Here is a 15,565-nt window from a genome sequence, read left to right as displayed (position 1 = left end):
GGGCGCCGTCCTGACCGGGGGCCGGGCGCTCGCGTGACCCGCCGGGCCCCGCGGGTGCGTCAGGAGCAGGCGGTGCCGCGGGCGGGCAGGGCGCCGTCGGTCAGGTAGCGGTCGACGATCGCGTCGATGCAGGCGTTCCGCGGGGCGAAGAGCCCGCCGTACACGGTGTGCCGGAAGGCGCCGCGGAGGGGGACCAGCCGGGAGCCGGTGAGGGCCCGGTGCATGGCCAGCTGACCCGGGTAGGTGGCCGCCGGGTCGCCGGTGGCTCCGACCATCAGGACCGGGACGTCGTTGCGGATCTTCGTCGGAGGCTCGGCCGGGGCCACCGGCCAGAAGGAGCAGGGGGTGAGGTTGCGGGTCAGCGGGCCGAACAGCGGCTCGTCGGCGCGGTGGGCCCGGATGTCGCGGTAGTAGGTCTCCGGATCGCGTGACACGGCCCGGTCCGCGCACTGGATCGCCGTCTGGGCGCTGAAGTACCCGTCCGCGTCCGGTGCGGGCAGTCCGGCCAGGACCCCCTCCAGGACCGGGGTGGGGGTGACCGTGACGCCCCGGGCGGCGTCGCGCAGGACCCGGACGTCGGCGGCGAAGCTCGCGTACGCCTCGTCGTCGTCCCCGGCGGTGACGTTCCACAGGAGCATGGGCAGCACACGGCCGTCGACGCGGTGGCGGCCGACCTTCAGCGGGCGCCGGGCGGCGGCCCGGCCGATCCGGTTCACGACGGCCAGCACCTCGGCGGCGTCGGACCCCAGCCGGTACCGGTCGTGGCGGCGGGCCGCCCAGGCCGCCCAGTCCTTCAGGACCTCCGTCACGGCCGGTCCCGTCGTCCTCATCAGGTCGGGACCGTACAGGTCGGGGTTCAGGGAGCTGTCGAACACGACCCGGTCGGCGCGGCCGGGGAACAGCTGCAGGTAGACCGCGCCCAGGTAGGTGCCGTACGACGAGCCGAGATAGGACAGCTTCGGCTCGCCGAGGACGGAACGGATCACGTCCATGTCCCGGGCGGTGTTGCGGGTGGAGGCGTGGGGCAGCACCTCCCGGTGCGCGGCGCATCGGGACGCCAGGTCCTCGGCCAGCGCCGCGGTCCGGTCGAAGGAGCGCCGGTCGGGCCCGGCGGAGCCGATGCCGGTCACGGGCCACGAGCAGTTCAGGGGGGTGCTGCGCCCGACGAAGCGGGGATCCATCCCGATCAGGTCGTAGCGGGCCGCGACCTCCGGAGCCGCCCGGCCGAGCTGCACGATGAGCGACGCGGCGGGGACGCCCGGGCCACCGGGGTTGTACAGCAGGGCGCCCCGGCGGCGCCGGGGATCGCCGGCCTTCAGCCGGGACAGCGCGATCTTGACGGTCCGCCCGTCCGGGCGGCTGTAGTCCAGCGGCACGGTGATCTCGGCGCACCGGGCCCCGGCCTCGTCCAGTTGCTTGCCCGCCGCGTCGTCCGGACCGTCCTGGCAGCGGTGCCAGACGGCCCGCTGCCGTTCGAACCGCTCCGGCCCGGCCCCGGCCGAGCCGGAACCGGCGGCGCCGTCCCGGGCGGTCCCGGCGGCCGGCTGCGCACCGGCCACGAGAACGCCCGCCAGGACCGCCGCCGCCCCGATGGCGGCCGTCTTCCCTCTGCGCATCGCATGTCTCCCTCGTACTGCGGCCCGGGGCGCGGCCGGCCGCGCGGACCCGCCTCCGGCGGGCCGCGCGGACCGGTCTCCGGCGGGCCGTGGAATCCGCGGGCATCCGCACGCCGTGCCCGCGGCTACGAAGCTAGGCCGCACGGCCGGTCCGGCACGTCAGTCTCCGGCCGGATCTTCCGCGGCCGGGCGTGACGGCGTCCCGATGCGCCCGTCCACCGCCCGGACCGCTCCTGACCAGCGGTCTCTCGCGGCCGTGACCGCATCGGGCGCCGCGTCCGCGCCGGCCGCGTACGACTCCAGGATGATCCGGCGCGGCCCGGTCCCGGCCGGTGACCGTCCCGCGGCGCGGGACCCGATGTCCCACCGACCGCTCCAATAGATCACTTAGCGCCTTCTATTGGCACTTGTTCTATTTAGGTGGCCCGGTGGCGTTTGCTCTTCTGGTGCGGAAGATGACTAGGGTGAACGCCATGGATCAAGTGCCTCCTCCCCGCCCCGCGGGCGGCATCGGCTCGTGAGACACGCCGCCTTCGCCGCCCTGCGGACGGGGCGGCCGGTGCGGGCGCTGTCACGGGCGGGCACCCGGCTCCCGCCCCTGGTACCCGACGCGCTGCTGGCCGCCTCGGTCTTCTTCCTCGGCGCCGGTGTCGGCAGCGCCGTCTACCGGAACCCTTCCGGCGCCCTGCTCCTCCAGACGGCTCTGGTCCTGCCCCTGGTATGGCGGCGGCGCGCGCCGCTGACGGTGTTCTTCGCGGTGGCCGCGGCGGCCTTCGCCCAGTGGCTCGCCGACGTCGAGTCGCTGGCCGACGTGGCGCTGCTGGTCGCGCTGTACACGGTGGCCTCGCGGTCCGGCCCGCGCCGGACCCTCCTCGCCGTTTCCGTCCTCGAGGCCGGCGTCCTGCTGGCCGCGGCGCGCTGGTCGGCGCCCGCGGGCGGGTTCCTCCGCTCCGCCGTGTTCCTGACCGCCGTGGCCGTGGCCGTGGCCGTCACCGGTACGAACGCCCGGATCAGGCGTGCCCACCTCGCCTCCCTGGAGGACCGCGCGATCCGCCTGGAGCGCGAGCGCGACCAGCGGGCCCGGCTCGCGGTGGCGGGCGAGCGCGCCCGCATCGCCCGCGAGATGCACGACATCGTCACCCACAACCTGTCGGTGATGGTCGCGCTCGCCGACGGCGCGGTCTTCGCGCAGAACCGCTCACCCGACAGGGCCGCCTACGCCATGCGCCAGATCTCCGGCACCGGCCGGCAGGCCATCACCGACATGCGGCGCGCGCTCGGCGTCCTGCGGGCCGACGAACCGGACGAACTGCGCCGCCCGATGCCCGGCATCGCCCAGCTGGAGTCCCTCGCCGAAGGCATGCGCGCGGCCGGCCTGCCGACCCTTCTCACCGTGGAGGGCGAACCCGCTCCCGTTCCCGTCACCGCCCAGCTCACCGTCTACCGGCTCGTGCAGGAAGCCCTGACGAACACCCTCAAGCACGCTCCGTCCGGCACCCGCGCCGAGGTCCGGGTGCGCTGCTCTCCGGACGCCGTCACCGTCGACGTCACCGACGACGGCGACGGCGCCCGTGTCCGCGCCCCGTCCTCCGGGCACGGCATCCTCGGCATGCGGGAACGCGCCGCCGCGTACGGCGGGACCCTGGAGGCGGGTCCGCTTCCCGCCCGCGGCTGGCGGGTCCGCGCCGTCCTCGACCTCGGAGCCGCCGGGGACGGCGCCGCATGACGATCCGCGTCCTGCTCGCCGACGACGAGCCGCTGCTGCGCATGGCGTTCACCATGGTCCTCGACGCCCAGCCGGACATGGACGTGGTGGGAGAGGCCGGAGACGGCGACGAGGCCGTACGGCTCGCACGACGGCTGCGCCCCGACGTCGTCCTCATGGACGTGCGCATGCCGGGCGCCGACGGCATCGAGGCGACCGGCCGGATCACCCGGAGCCACCACCGGACCCGGGTCCTCATCCTCACCACCTTCGACCTCGACGAGTACGCCTTCGCCGGCCTCAAGGCGGGGGCGTCGGGCTTCCTCCTCAAGAACGCCCTGCCCGAGGAGCTGCTCGCGGCGATCCGCAGCGTCGCGCGCGGCGATGCGGCGGTCTCGCCGCGGATCACCCGGCGGCTGCTGGAGACCTTCGCCCACCGGCTCCCCGCCGGCGCCGTTCCGGCGGTCGACGAGCGGCTGCACCGGCTCACCCCCCGCGAGCGGGAGGTGCTCGTCGCGGTGGCCCGCGGCCTGTCCAACGCCGAGCTCGCCGCCGAGTTCCGGCTGGCGGAGGCCACCGTGAAGACGCATCTGAGCAGGATCCTGATGAAGCTGGAGCTCCGCGATCGCGTACAGGCCGTGATCTTCGCTTACGAGAACCGGCTGGTCCACCCCGCGTAGGCCGTCCCGCGAAGCCGGAACCGGGCGGGGGCCTGCCGGACGGCCGGACCCCCGCGGGCCTTCCCTCCGCGCGTCAGCCCAGCGCCTTGAGGTAGCGGCGCATCCGGCGCTTGGCCCGGTACCCGGCGCGCAGCACGTTGGGCGGCACCTCGACGCGGAGCCGGGCGCGACGGCGGGCCGCGGCGTGCTGCGGGCCGTCGAGCAGCGAGCGGGCGGGTTCCAGGCGGCCGGACCGGGCCTGGCCGACCAGGGTGACCAGCCTGCCCGACCAGTCGTTCTCCGAGCCGGCGTGGAAGTAGTTGGCCCGGCACCAGTCCTCGTCCGGGGCGAGGAAGCGCCCCCGGGACAGGTCGTCGAGGGTGCCGAGCACGCCGCTGCCCTCGAAGACCAGGTTGATCATCTCGGCGCTGACCCCGAAGTCGGAGAGGACCAAGAGCGGCACCGACTGGGCGATCGCCTCCAGCGCGGCGGTCGAGCTGACCGTGACGAACCCGGCCGCGTGCGCCAGGTGCTCGTGCATCGGCCCCGCCGCGAAACGCAGCACGTTCTCGTCTCCGCCCAGCTCCTGCCAGAGGCGCTGGTAGTGGTGGCGCTCGTTGTGCGTCTGCCGCTCGCCGTCCAGCGCGCGGAGCTTGACCACCACGTCCAGGTCCGGCCGGCGTCCCGCCAGCTCGGCCAGGGCGGCCAGGATGCGCTCGCGCTCCTCGCGCCGCCTGGGCACCTTGGCCTGGGTGGCGAAGACCACCCGGTTGCGCGGCCCGGCGGCCGGGAGCCCGCCGGCGGGACCGTTCCCGGGGGCGGCGGGACCGGCGGGGCCACCGCCGCGGCCGTCGCCGTGCAGGAAGGGCAGCCGGGCCAGTCCCACCTGCCCGCCTCCGCCGAGCCGGCGGCCGACCTCGGAGAACTCCTCGACCTCCCGCCCGCTGTGCAGCACGAACAGGTCGCACCCGCTCCGGAACAGCCACGCCTTCTCGGTCGCCGGAACCGAGATGCCGGGCAGCCCGGAGACGAACACCGGTCTCGGCGACAGGCCCGCGAGCACCTCGGCGGCGAGGATGTCCACCACCGGCCCCGTGCAGGCCAGCAGCACCACGTCCGGCCGGAGCCGCTCGGCGGCGCGGCGCAGCGCCCGGGCCGACAGCACCGGCGGGTCGCCCGCCGCCCGGGCCACCGTCTCCGGCTCAGGTCCCGCCACCGTCCCGGGCAGGGCCCGGACCGTGTCCGGGCGGGGTCTGGGCCCCCCGGCCACGGCGGCGTGGATCTGCGCCGGGGACGGCGTGATGGGGGTGCGGATCACCGTCAGCTCCGCCGTGCAGCCCGGGGGCAGGTCCCCGAGCAGGCAGGCGGCCCACTTCAGGTAGGAATCCGAGTCGGCCACGGCCAGGACTTTCAACCAGGGACTCCAGTGTCGTGATGGGCGAACATCGAAAGGTGGGAGCGGAGCGAGGGTGCCGCCTGAGCGGTCCACCACTCGTCGGGGACCTCGACCGTCTCCACGGTGACGCCCCGGGCCGCCAGCAGGACCCGCAGGGAGGTGACCGCGGTGGAGGGCAGGCTCAGCACCCGCTGTTCCGCGGCCAGCCCGCGCAGGGTCATCTCGGCCGGCATCCCGCCGTCGTAGACGGTGATCCCGGGCTGCTCCCCCACCCGGGCGAGGTCGTCGGGGTCCTCCCGCCGGTGCGGGAAGTAGGCGACCGGCCCGGCCGAGCCGAGGCCGGCCAACCAGCCGAAGTAGCGGTCGCGGTGGATGAGGCCGTTGCGGACCAGCGAGGTGCCCAGCACGACGGTGCGCTCCTCGGGCCTGGGCCTGCGCAGCGGCTGGGCGCGCAGCCAGGCGAAGTCGTGGGTGACCAGCTCGGCACCGGTGCGCCGTACGGCCTCCGCCAGTGCGGCGGGGACCGGCAGCGCCGTGAAGACCGCCAGCCGGCCGGACCGGGCGGCGGCGCGCAGCCGCAGACTCGCGGCGGTCCCCAGCAGGGTCCTGAGCGGGCTCGCGGCGGCCCTGGCCCGCAGCAGCGGCGTCCCCACCCGCCCGGACAGCAGTTCCAGGAGCCGGATCGTGGCCAGCCCGTCGTCGACGATCACGAGACGGCGGGGGGCGGCCGTAAGCCAGCCGGCCTGCACCTTCCCGGAGAAGGCGTCGCCCACCACCCAGGTCCGCCCGCGGGGCGGGCGCGGCATGCCGGACTCGGGCTCGGCCAGTTCCAGCCCGTCGGGCAGGGCGAGCCGCCGCAGCTCCCGGCGGGTGACGGTGAGCGGGCGCAGTTTCGCCCGGGGCACCAGCCTGGTGCGGTCGCCCAGCAGCCCGGCGTGGTGGGCCTCCGCGACGCAGAGCATCTGCAACGGGGACTCCACCCAGGCAACGGCCGAACCCTGCTCCCGCGCGTGGTCTCGACCGTCTTCCTCCACGCCGGGCGATGACCCGTTCACGACCAGGTCACCGTAACCCGGCCGTCTTACACGCCCGGGAACCACGGGTGAACAGCCGACTACGCCGTCGCGGCCGCCGCGCCCGCCGCGCGACCGCGCCGGTGAGGGATCATGAGGGCATGGATTTCGTCACTCTCAACAACGGGGTGCGGATGCCCCGGATCGGCCTCGGCGTCTGGCGGGTGCCCGACGACGAGGCCGCCGCGGCCGCGGCCACCGCGATCGAGGCGGGTTACCGGAGCGTCGACACGGCCAAGCTCTACCGGAACGAGCGGGGCGTGGGCCGGGCGGTCCGCGCGTCGGGGGTGCCGCGCGAGGAGCTGTTCGTCACGACCAAGCTCTGGAACGACGAGCACGGGTACGACGCGGCGCTGCGGGCCTTCGACGCGAGCATGGACCGGCTCGGGCTGGACTACCTGGACCTCTACCTGATCCACTGGCCGGTCCCCGCCCGGGACAGGTACGTGGAGACGTGGCGGGCCCTGGAGCGGCTCTGCGCCGAGGGCCGGGTCCGCGCCGTCGGGGTCTCCAACTTCACGGTGGAGACCCTCGACCGGCTGCTCGGGGAGGCCGGGATCGTCCCGGCGGTCAACCAGATCGAGCTGCACCCGATGCTCCCCCAGGCCGAGCTGCGCGGGTACCACGCCGAGCACGGCATCGTCACCGAGGCGTGGAGCCCGCTCGGGCAGGGGCGGGGACTGCTGGAGGAGCCGGTCCTGGCCGAACTCGCCGCCAAGCACGGCAGGAGCCCGGCGCAGGTGGTGCTCCGCTGGCACCTCCAGCTGGGCGGCGTGGTGATCCCGAAGTCGGTGACGCCGTCCCGGATCGCCGAGAACATCGACGTCTTCGACTTCGTCCTGGACCCGGGCGACATGGCGGCGATCGCCGTACTGGACAGCGGCACGCGGCTGGGCCCGGACCCCGCGACGTTCAACCGCGCGGACTGATTTACCGGATTTTTTACTTCTTTTACAGAAAGGGGAACAGGGGAGGCTCTCCAGACCGGCGGTTTGCCCAGACCTTGCCGCGATGTGACTCATCCGGCCCGGCCCGGTGCCGATGAGATGGGCACGGACGCCGAATCCGCGAACCCGCGGAACCGGGAACCCACGTTTTCTGGGGTGAATCAACGCGCTCGCGTGTTGTAGGGCACTTTCAGCCCGAACCCGACAGCTAACCCGGTAGGCGCTATGGAAGCCGAAAAGGAGTAATCCCCTCTATGGGCAAGCACCGCCGCGTCTCCACCCCGAAGAAGCGCCACCTGACTCGCGTCATCCTCGGGATGTCGGTCGCGGTCACCGGCGGCGCCGTCGCCGCCCCCTCGGCCTTCGCCGCCGGCGCGCACGATCCCCTCAACGCCCCCGCCGCCGAGGTTCCCCGGCTGGCCTGGGCCGGATCGGCTTCGTCCGCCCCCAAGACCCCCCTGCAGGTCATCGCCGAGGGCCTGCCCAAGGTGTCGGCCGCGCAACTGCTGGCCGTCGCCGAGCAGCAGATCGGGGTGCGGGAGAACTCCTCGGGCGGCGGCACGAAGTTCCACTCCTGGTACATGGGCTCCCCCCGCGTCAAGGAGACCATCGCCCGCGACGGCGGCAACGTGCAGGGGTACGCCAACGCCCCCTGGTGCGACATGTTCGTCTCCTGGGTCGGCGAGCAGGCCGGCATCCGCCCGACCGTCGGCTGGGACGCTTACACCGTCACCCACGCCCAGTGGTTCGCCAACAACCGGCACTGGGGCGACACCCCCGAGCCCGGCGCGGTCGTCTTCTTCGACTGGAAGGGCGGCGACAGCGTCTACGGGATCGACCACGTCGGCTTCGTCAAGCACGACAACGGCGACGGCACGATCACCACGATCGAGGGCAACACCGGCAACGGCAACGTCGAGCAGCGCGTCCGGCCGAAGTGGCAGGTCGTGGGGTACGGCTACCCGGTCTACTCGGCCTGATCACCAAGCTCTCCGCAGGGGGTACGGCTCGCGCGAGCCGTACCCCCTTCCGCTGCCGCGCCCGGAGGACGGGCCGGTCCGGCCCTCGCAGCCGGATCCTGCCCGCCGGGGCCGTATGGGGCCGGGAGCGGCGGGAAGCCCCCCGATGCCTCCTCTGTGATGGGAGCGCTCCCAACAGCATGTCTGGAGCTTTTGTCCAGTGGATAGCTGATTGTCCTGCCTGTTCGCCCGCGATGTAACGGTTGAGTTTCGGCATATTGACGTCCTGGTTGCCCATCGTCCACTCTTCGTGGGAGCGCTCCCAAAAAACGCTGAGGATCCACCCGTCGAGGCCGAGCTGTCGGGGACCGGCCTGCGACGTCACCTCCCATCGATTCGGGCGACCACCTGAGAGGGGTCCGGAATGTTGAACAACAAGCGGCAGGGCAAGCTGGCGGCCGCGGCGGTCATGGCGGTCACCGCCCTGACCATCGCTTCCTGCGGTTCGAGCGAGCCCAGCAAGCCCGCCGCCGACGGCGGCTCCGCGTCCGCCGCGGCCGAGCCGGTCACCATCACCGTCCACACCTTCGGCGGCGGCAACAACTTCGGCTACGGCGAGGCCGTCAAGAAGTGGAACGCCGAGCACCCGAACATCCAGGTCAAGCACGAGAACCTGACCGACCGGTTCGAGGACGTCTACCTGCCCCAGCTCCTGCAGAAGCTGCAGGCCGGCAGCGGCACCGGCGACATCGTCGGCATCGACGAGGGCGCCATGGGCCTCATGAAGGCCCGCCCGCAGTTCTTCGCCGACCTCGGCCAGTTCGGGCTGGAGAGCCGCAAGGCCGACTTCCCCGCGGCCAAGTGGGACAACGGCCTCAACAAGGACGGCAAGCTCTTCGCCCTCGGCACCGACATCGGCGGCATGGCGATGTGCTACCGCAAGGACCTGTTCGAGAAGGCCGGCCTGCCGAGCGACCGCGAGGAGGTCGGCAAGCTCTGGCCGGACTGGAACGCCTTCATGGAGACCGGCAAGAAGTTCCAGGCGAAGGTCACCGACAGCAAGTTCCTCGACGGCCCGAACACGCTCTACAACGTGATCCTGAACCAGGAGGCGCCGAAGAACGGCAACATCGCCTACTTCGACACCAGCAACCAGCTCGTCATCGACAAGAACCCGGCCATCAAGACCGCGTTCGACACGGTCAAGTCCTTCAGCGAGGCGGGCCTGACCGCCAAGCTGGCCTCCTTCACCAACGAGTGGAACGCCGGCACCAAGAAGGGCGCCTTCGCCGTCATGGGCTGCCCCGCCTGGATGGTCGGCGTGATCGAGGGCAACGCCGGTGAGGAGAACAAGGGCAACTGGGACGTGGCCGCGGTTCCCGGCGGCTCCGGCAACTGGGGCGGCTCCTACCTGGCGATCCCCGCGCAGAGCAAGCACCAGAAGGAGGCCGCCGAGGTCCTGAACTACCTCACCGGCAAGGACGGCCACGTCGCGGCCTTCCAGGAGGCCAACGCCTTCCCGAGCTCCCTGCCGGCCCAGCAGGACCCCGCGGTGGCGGACAAGACGAACCCGTTCTTCAACGACGCGCCGGTCGGCAAGATCTTCGGTGCCTCGACCCAGGGTCTGCTCCCGGTCTTCCTGGGTGAGAAGCACGCCCAGGTGAAGACCGCCGCGGAGAAGGTCCTGGAGGGCATGGACAAGGGCTCGATCCCCTACGCCGAGGCCTGGACCAAGTTCATCGAGGCCGGCACCAAGGCAGCGGGCTGATCCCCGTCCCGATCAGCACGGGCCCGGCGGCGGCGACCCCGCCGCCGGGCCCGTCGCCTGCCCTTCGCTGAAAGGCTGACCGATGACACTGAAAGTCGACACCCCCGCCCCCGTGGGGCGGACCGGACCCGCCCGGTCGCCCGGGCACCGGGGTTCCGGGCGCGGCGGCAACGGACTGGCCAGGTTCGACCTCCGGGCGACCCCCTACTTCCTCGTCTCACCGTACTTCCTGCTCTTCACTCTCTTCGGCCTCTTCCCGCTCGGCTACACCTTCTGGGTGTCGTTGCACGACTGGGAACTCGCCGGGGACAAGACCTTCCTCGGCATCGACAACTACGTCGAGCTGATCGCCGACGGGTCCTTCTGGAACGCGGTGGTCAACACCGTCGGGATCTTCGTCATCGCGACGATCCCGCAGCTCGTCATGGCGCTGCTGCTCGCCAACGCCCTCAACAAGCGCATCCGGGGCCGGCTCTTCTTCCGCCTCGGCATCCTGCTTCCGCTGGTGACCTCGGTCGTCGCGGTGGCGGTGGTCTTCACCCAGCTCTACGGCCGCGACTACGGCATGATCAACTGGTTCCTCGGCCTGTTCGGCGTCGAGGCCATCGAGTGGCAGAACCAGAGCTGGTCGGCGTGGATCGCGATCGCCACGATGATCGACTGGCGCTGGACCGGCTACAACGCGATCATCCTGCTGGCCGCGATGCAGACGATCCCCAAGGACCTCTACGAGGCCGCCTCTCTCGACGGCGCCTCGCCCCGCCGGCAGTTCTGGCAGATCACCGTCCCGATGCTCCGCCCGACGCTCATCTTCGTCGTGTTCACCTCCACCATCGGCGGGCTGACCCTGTTCGCCGAGCCGGTCATGTTCGAGGGCAACCCGACGATGGCCGGCGGCGCCACCGGCCAGTACCAGACCGTGGCCATGTTCATCGTCAAGGAGGGCTTCCGCGACTTCGACATGGGCTACGCCTCGGCGGCCGCCTGGATGCTGTTCGCGCTGATCCTCGTCGGCATCCTGATCAACTACTCCATCACCCGGCGCATCGGGGGTAAAAAGTGACCGCGATCCAATCCCGGCGACGCCCGGCGGGCCCCGCGTCCGCGGCGAACCGCATCTGGGACGCGGGCCCGCTGACCAAGGTGGTCCTCACCTTCGCGCTCGTGCTCTCGGCCTTCCCGATCTACTACATGTTCGTCATGGCCACGCGGAGTAACGACGAGGCGCTCGACACCCCGCCGCCGCTGCTGCCCGGCGGCAACCTCGGCGACAACGTCAACCGGCTGCTCGAGGCCGAGCAGGCGTACTTCGCCACCGGTCTGATCAACTCGATCATCATCTCGACCACCGTGACGGTCTCGGTCGTGCTCATCTCCACCCTGGCCGGCTTCGCCTTCGCCAAGCTCAAGTTCCGGGGCAGCAAGATCCTGCTGGGCTCGATCCTGCTGACCATGATGGTCCCGCTCCAGCAGATGGGCATCGTCCCGCTCTACGAGATGATGGTGACCCTCGGCTGGACCGGGCAGATCCAGGCCGTCATCCTGCCGTTCCTGGTCAACGGGTTCGGCGTGTTCATGATGACGCAGTACACCTCCCAGGCGGTGCCCGACGAGCTGGTCGAGGCGGCCCGCGTCGACGGCGCCTCCACCATGCGCATCTACGCCAACGTCATCCTGCCCGCCGTACGGCCCGGCATGGCGGTTCTGGCGCTGCTGACCTTCATGCAGAACTGGAACGAGTTCCTCTGGCCGTCGATCGTGCTGAACCCGGACAACCCGGTCGTGCAGACGTCGATCGCCGCGCTCAACCAGGCGCACGGCACCGACTACGTCATGCTCTTCACCGGCACGGCGGCCTCGGTCCTTCCCCTCGTCATCGTTTTCGTCGCGTTCGGCCGGCAGATCGTCGGCGGACTCATGGAAGGTGCGGTCAAGGCGTGACCACGCAAGAGACGCAGACCCAGACGCCGGAGCTGGTGTTCCCCGCCGGATTCGCCTGGGGTGCGGCCACCTCCGCCTACCAGATCGAGGGCGCCGTCGCCGAGGACGGCCGCGGCACCTCCATCTGGGACACCTTCGTCCGGCAGCCCGGCCGGGTGGTCAACGGCGAGAACGCCGACACGGCCATCGACCACTACCACCGTTACCGCGACGACGTCGCGCTCATGTCCCAGCTCGGCCTGGGCGCCTACCGGTTCTCCATCTCCTGGCCCCGGATCCAGCCCACCGGCGGCGGCGCGGTCAACGCCAAGGGCATGGACTTCTACAGCAGGCTCGTCGACGAACTGCTCGCCAAGGGCATCGACCCGTGGGTGACGCTCTACCACTGGGACCTGCCGCAGGCGCTGGAGGACGCGGGCGGCTGGCCGTCGCGCGACACCGCCGAGCGCTTCGCCGAGTACGCGGCGGCCGTGCACGGCGCGCTGGGCGACCGGGTCCGCAACTGGAGCACGGTCAACGAGCCGTGGTGCGCGGCCTTCCTCGGCTACGCCTCCGGCGAGCACGCCCCCGGGCGGCGGGAGCCGGCGGCCTCGATGCGGGCGGCGCACCACCTGCTGCTCGCGCACGGCCTGGCCGTGGAGGCCATGCGGGCGCAGCGCTCGGACACCCGGATCGGCGGGTGCGTCAACCTCTACGCGATCTCGCCGCAGACCGGCTCCGAGGCCGACCTGGACGCGGCCCGCCGCATCGACGGGCTGCAGAACCGGTTCTTCCTCGACGCCCTGCTCAAGGGCGAGTACCCCGCCGACGTGCTGGACGACCTCGGTCCGATGGCGGACTTCGCCCGGGACGGCGACCTGGCCGTCATCTCGGCCCCGCTGGACATGCTGCTGATCAACTACTACAGCCGCTTCACCGTCTCCGGGGTGCCCGGCGGCTCGGCGTCGGCGGCGGCGGCGCCCACCGACAGCGGCTCGCCGTGGGTGGGCAGCGAGCACGTCTCGTTCGTCAACGCGGGGCGCCCGGTCACCGCGATGGGCTGGGAGATCGACGACTCCGGACTGCACGAGATCCTGCTCCGGCTGGCCCGCGAGTACCCGCGGGTCCCGCTGGTCATCTCCGAGAACGGCGCGGCCTTCGACGACGTCATGGCCGACGACGGGACCGTGAACGACTCCGAGCGCCTGGCCTACATCGAGGCGCACCTGCGCACCTGCCACGCCGCGATCGAGGCCGGAGTCCCGCTCGAGGGCTACTTCGCCTGGTCGCTGATGGACAACTTCGAGTGGGCGTGGGGGTACGGCAAGCGGTTCGGCCTGGTCCACGTCGACTACGAGACCCAGCGGAGAGTTCCCAAGGAGAGCGCTCTCTGGTATGCCGATACCATCAGGCGCGGTGGCCTGAGCGGTCCGGCAGAATAAAGGGTCATCGATTCTTCCATGGGGGCGAAAATGAACGGCGACCGTCGTCCGACGCTCGAGGCGGTCGCCGCTCTGGCCGGGGTCGGCCGGGGCACGGTGTCGCGGGTCATCAACGGCTCGCCGAAAGTGAGCGAGAAGGCCCGCGACGCGGTGCACCGGGCGATCGACGAGCTGGGATACGTCCCCAACCGGGCCGCACGGGCGCTGGTCACCCGGCGCACCGACACCGTCGCGCTGGTGGTCTCCGAGTCGGAGCTGCGGGTCTTCGACGAGCCCTACTTCGCCGGGACCATCCGCGGCATCGGCTCGGCCCTGTCCGAGACCGGCCTCCAGCTCATCCTGGCCATGGCCCAGTCGCCGCAGGAGCACGAGCGGCTGGAGCACTACCTGACCGGCCAGCACGTCGACGGCGTGCTGCTGATCTCGCTGCACGGCGCCGACCCGCTGCCCGGGCGGCTGGAGGCGATGGGCGTGCCGACCGTCATCGGCGGCCGCCCGATCGGCCTCGACCCCTACAGCTACGTCGACGTCGACAACCGCGCCGGCGCCCGGCAGGCGGTGAAGTATCTGCTGGCCAAGGGGCGGCGCCGGATCGCCACCATCGCGGGCCCGCAGGACATGGGCGTGGGCGTCGACCGCCTGGCGGGCTACCGCGACGCGCTGCTCGCCACCGGGGTGCCGGAGATCGTGGCCTACGGCGACTTCAGCGAGGAGAGCGGCATGGCCGCCATGCGCGCCCTCCTGGCCGGCACCCCCGACGTGGACGCGGTCTTCACCGCCTCCGACCCGATGGCGCTGGGCGCGATGCGGGTCCTGCGCGAGGAGGGCAAGGACGTCCCCGGCGACGTGGCGGTGATCGGCTTCGACGACTCCCCCGCGGGCGCCCACTCCTCCCCCGCCCTGACCAGCGTGCACCAGCCCACCGAGGCGATGGGGCGCCAGATGGCCCACCTGCTCGTCGCCCGGATCAACGGCGAGCACCTGGAGCAGCCCGTGGTGATCCTGGACACCCACCTGGTCGAGCGGGCCTCCGCATGACCCGTGTCCGCCCCGCCCGCACGTCCCCGGGCCGGTAGCGCCTCTCCGCACCTCCCATCCCCGTCGTCCCCCGGCGAAAGGACCCCCCGTGTCCCGGCAGTTCACCCTCCGCTCCGGCGCCCTGCACGCCGAGATCACCGAGCGGGGCGCCGCCCTGCGCGTGCTCCGCGACGGCGGGCGCGACCTGGTGGCGAGCTGGCCCGCCGACGGCCCGATCCCCTGCTACAGCGGGACCCTGCTGGCCCCCTGGCCCAACCGGGTCGGCGGCGCCCGCTACACCTTCGCCGGGCGGGAGCACCGCCTGCGGGTGAACGAAGAGGACCGCGGGAACGCCCTGCACGGGCTGGTCGCCGAGGCCGCGTGGGAGGCGGTGGAGCAGCGCTCCGCGGAGGGCGACCCCGACTCCGTACGGCTGGCGCACACGATCACCCCGGTCTCCGGCTACCCGTTCACCCTGGCCCTGCAGGTGCTCCACACCCTCACCCCCGAGGGGCTGACCACGACCCTCACGGCCGAGAACACCGGCGGGGAGGCCGCGCCGTACGGCTGCGGCCCGCACCCCTGGCTGCTGGCCGGGGGCGACGTCGAGGAGTACGAGCTGCACCTGCCCGCGGGCCGGGTGCTGCTGGTGGACGGGTCGCTGCTGCCCCGCTCCCTGGAGGACGTCTCCGCGACGCCGTACGACTTCCGGACCTCGCGCGTGGTCGGCGCCACCCCCGTGGACCACGCCTTCACCGAGCTCGCCCCGGACGGCGACGGGCTGGTCAGGGCCCGGGTGCGCGGCCCGGAGGGCGGCACCGAGATCCGCTGGGAGGAGGCGGCGATGCCCTGGGTGCAGGTGTGCACCGGGACCGGGCTCGGCCACTCCGGGCTGGCCGTCGAGCCGATGACCTGCCCGCCGGACGCCTTCAACTCCGGCACGGACCTGATCGTGCTCCAGCCCGGGGAGAAGGCCGAGCACTCCTGGACGATCTCCCCCTGCTGATCTCCCGGAGGCCGCTCCGGCACCCCAGAGACCGTTTCCGGCACCTTTCCCGAGGAG

13 protein-coding genes and 1 riboswitch are annotated in these 15,565 nt (G+C 72.4%); of the genes, 10 read left to right on the top strand and 3 right to left on the bottom strand.

All coding sequences use genetic code 11. The features are described 5' to 3' along the window. Positions 1-59: 59 nt before the first annotated feature. Positions 60-1,616, bottom strand: coding sequence for an alpha/beta hydrolase (locus FHS22_RS17190; protein WP_184942831.1), 1,557 nt, complete (start codon positions 1,614-1,616; stop codon positions 60-62). 517 nt (positions 1,617-2,133) lie between these two features. Between FHS22_RS17190 and FHS22_RS17185 the strand changes: the two genes are divergently transcribed. Beyond that, positions 2,134-3,342 carry a sensor histidine kinase gene (locus tag FHS22_RS17185; protein ID WP_338047786.1) on the top strand — a complete coding sequence of 403 codons (1,209 nt, stop codon included), beginning with the start codon at positions 2,134-2,136 and terminating at the stop codon, positions 3,340-3,342. Next, positions 3,339-4,001 carry a response regulator gene (locus FHS22_RS17180; RefSeq protein ID WP_184942829.1) on the top strand — a complete coding sequence of 221 codons (663 nt, stop codon included), beginning with the start codon at positions 3,339-3,341 and terminating at the stop codon, positions 3,999-4,001. The genes FHS22_RS17185 and FHS22_RS17180 overlap by 4 nt, the downstream gene beginning before the upstream one ends. Before the next feature lie 73 nt (positions 4,002-4,074). On the opposite strand, the gene FHS22_RS17175 is transcribed toward FHS22_RS17180, so the two are convergent. Next, complete coding sequence (locus FHS22_RS17175) at positions 4,075-5,379, bottom strand: DUF6716 putative glycosyltransferase (RefSeq protein ID WP_260408002.1); 1,305 nt, start codon at positions 5,377-5,379, stop codon at positions 4,075-4,077. 11 nt (positions 5,380-5,390) lie between these two features. Further along, positions 5,391-6,338, bottom strand: a complete 948-nt coding sequence (locus tag FHS22_RS17170) for a hypothetical protein (RefSeq protein ID WP_260408022.1) — start codon at positions 6,336-6,338, stop codon at positions 5,391-5,393. A 212-nt stretch (positions 6,339-6,550) separates the two neighbouring features. On the opposite strand from FHS22_RS17170, the gene FHS22_RS17165 reads away from it, so the two are divergent. From FHS22_RS17165 to FHS22_RS17130, 8 genes are all read left to right on the top strand, one after another. Then, positions 6,551-7,378, top strand: coding sequence for an aldo/keto reductase (locus tag FHS22_RS17165; protein ID WP_184942824.1), 828 nt, complete (start codon positions 6,551-6,553; stop codon positions 7,376-7,378). A 118-nt stretch (positions 7,379-7,496) separates the two neighbouring features. Then, positions 7,497-7,633: riboswitch (cyclic di-AMP (ydaO/yuaA leader) on the top strand. Positions 7,634-7,650: 17 nt separating this feature from the next. Beyond that, on the top strand, positions 7,651-8,376 hold the full coding sequence (locus tag FHS22_RS17160) for a CHAP domain-containing protein (RefSeq protein ID WP_184942822.1): 726 nt from the start codon (positions 7,651-7,653) through the stop codon (positions 8,374-8,376). Between the two features lie 403 nt (positions 8,377-8,779). Next, positions 8,780-10,123 carry an ABC transporter substrate-binding protein gene (locus tag FHS22_RS17155; protein ID WP_184942821.1) on the top strand — a complete coding sequence of 448 codons (1,344 nt, stop codon included), beginning with the start codon at positions 8,780-8,782 and terminating at the stop codon, positions 10,121-10,123. An 82-nt stretch (positions 10,124-10,205) separates the two neighbouring features. Next, positions 10,206-11,186: a carbohydrate ABC transporter permease gene (locus FHS22_RS17150; RefSeq protein WP_184942819.1), complete on the top strand. Its 981-nt coding sequence runs from the start codon at positions 10,206-10,208 to the stop codon at positions 11,184-11,186. Then, positions 11,183-12,064: a carbohydrate ABC transporter permease gene (locus tag FHS22_RS17145; RefSeq protein WP_184942817.1), complete on the top strand. Its 882-nt coding sequence runs from the start codon at positions 11,183-11,185 to the stop codon at positions 12,062-12,064. Before FHS22_RS17150 ends, FHS22_RS17145 begins: the two co-directional genes overlap by 4 nt. After that, entirely contained in the window at positions 12,061-13,485 is a 1,425-nt protein-coding gene (locus FHS22_RS17140; RefSeq protein ID WP_184942815.1) for a GH1 family beta-glucosidase, read from the top strand. The genes FHS22_RS17145 and FHS22_RS17140 overlap by 4 nt, the downstream gene beginning before the upstream one ends. Before the next feature lie 30 nt (positions 13,486-13,515). Next, the gene (locus tag FHS22_RS17135) at positions 13,516-14,523 is read left to right on the top strand and encodes a LacI family DNA-binding transcriptional regulator (RefSeq protein ID WP_184942813.1); all 1,008 of its coding nucleotides are present in this window, start codon (positions 13,516-13,518) and stop codon (positions 14,521-14,523) included. Positions 14,524-14,611: 88 nt separating this feature from the next. Beyond that, on the top strand, positions 14,612-15,508 hold the full coding sequence (locus tag FHS22_RS17130; RefSeq protein ID WP_184942812.1) for an aldose 1-epimerase family protein: 897 nt from the start codon (positions 14,612-14,614) through the stop codon (positions 15,506-15,508). Positions 15,509-15,565: the final 57 nt, after the last annotated feature.

This window comes from Thiemannella venezuelensis, assembly GCF_014203605.1.
In the GTDB taxonomy this organism is placed as follows: domain Bacteria; phylum Actinomycetota; class Actinomycetes; order Streptosporangiales; family Streptosporangiaceae; genus Planomonospora_A; species Planomonospora_A venezuelensis.
This window is presented reverse-complemented; position numbering and strand designations above follow the sequence as displayed.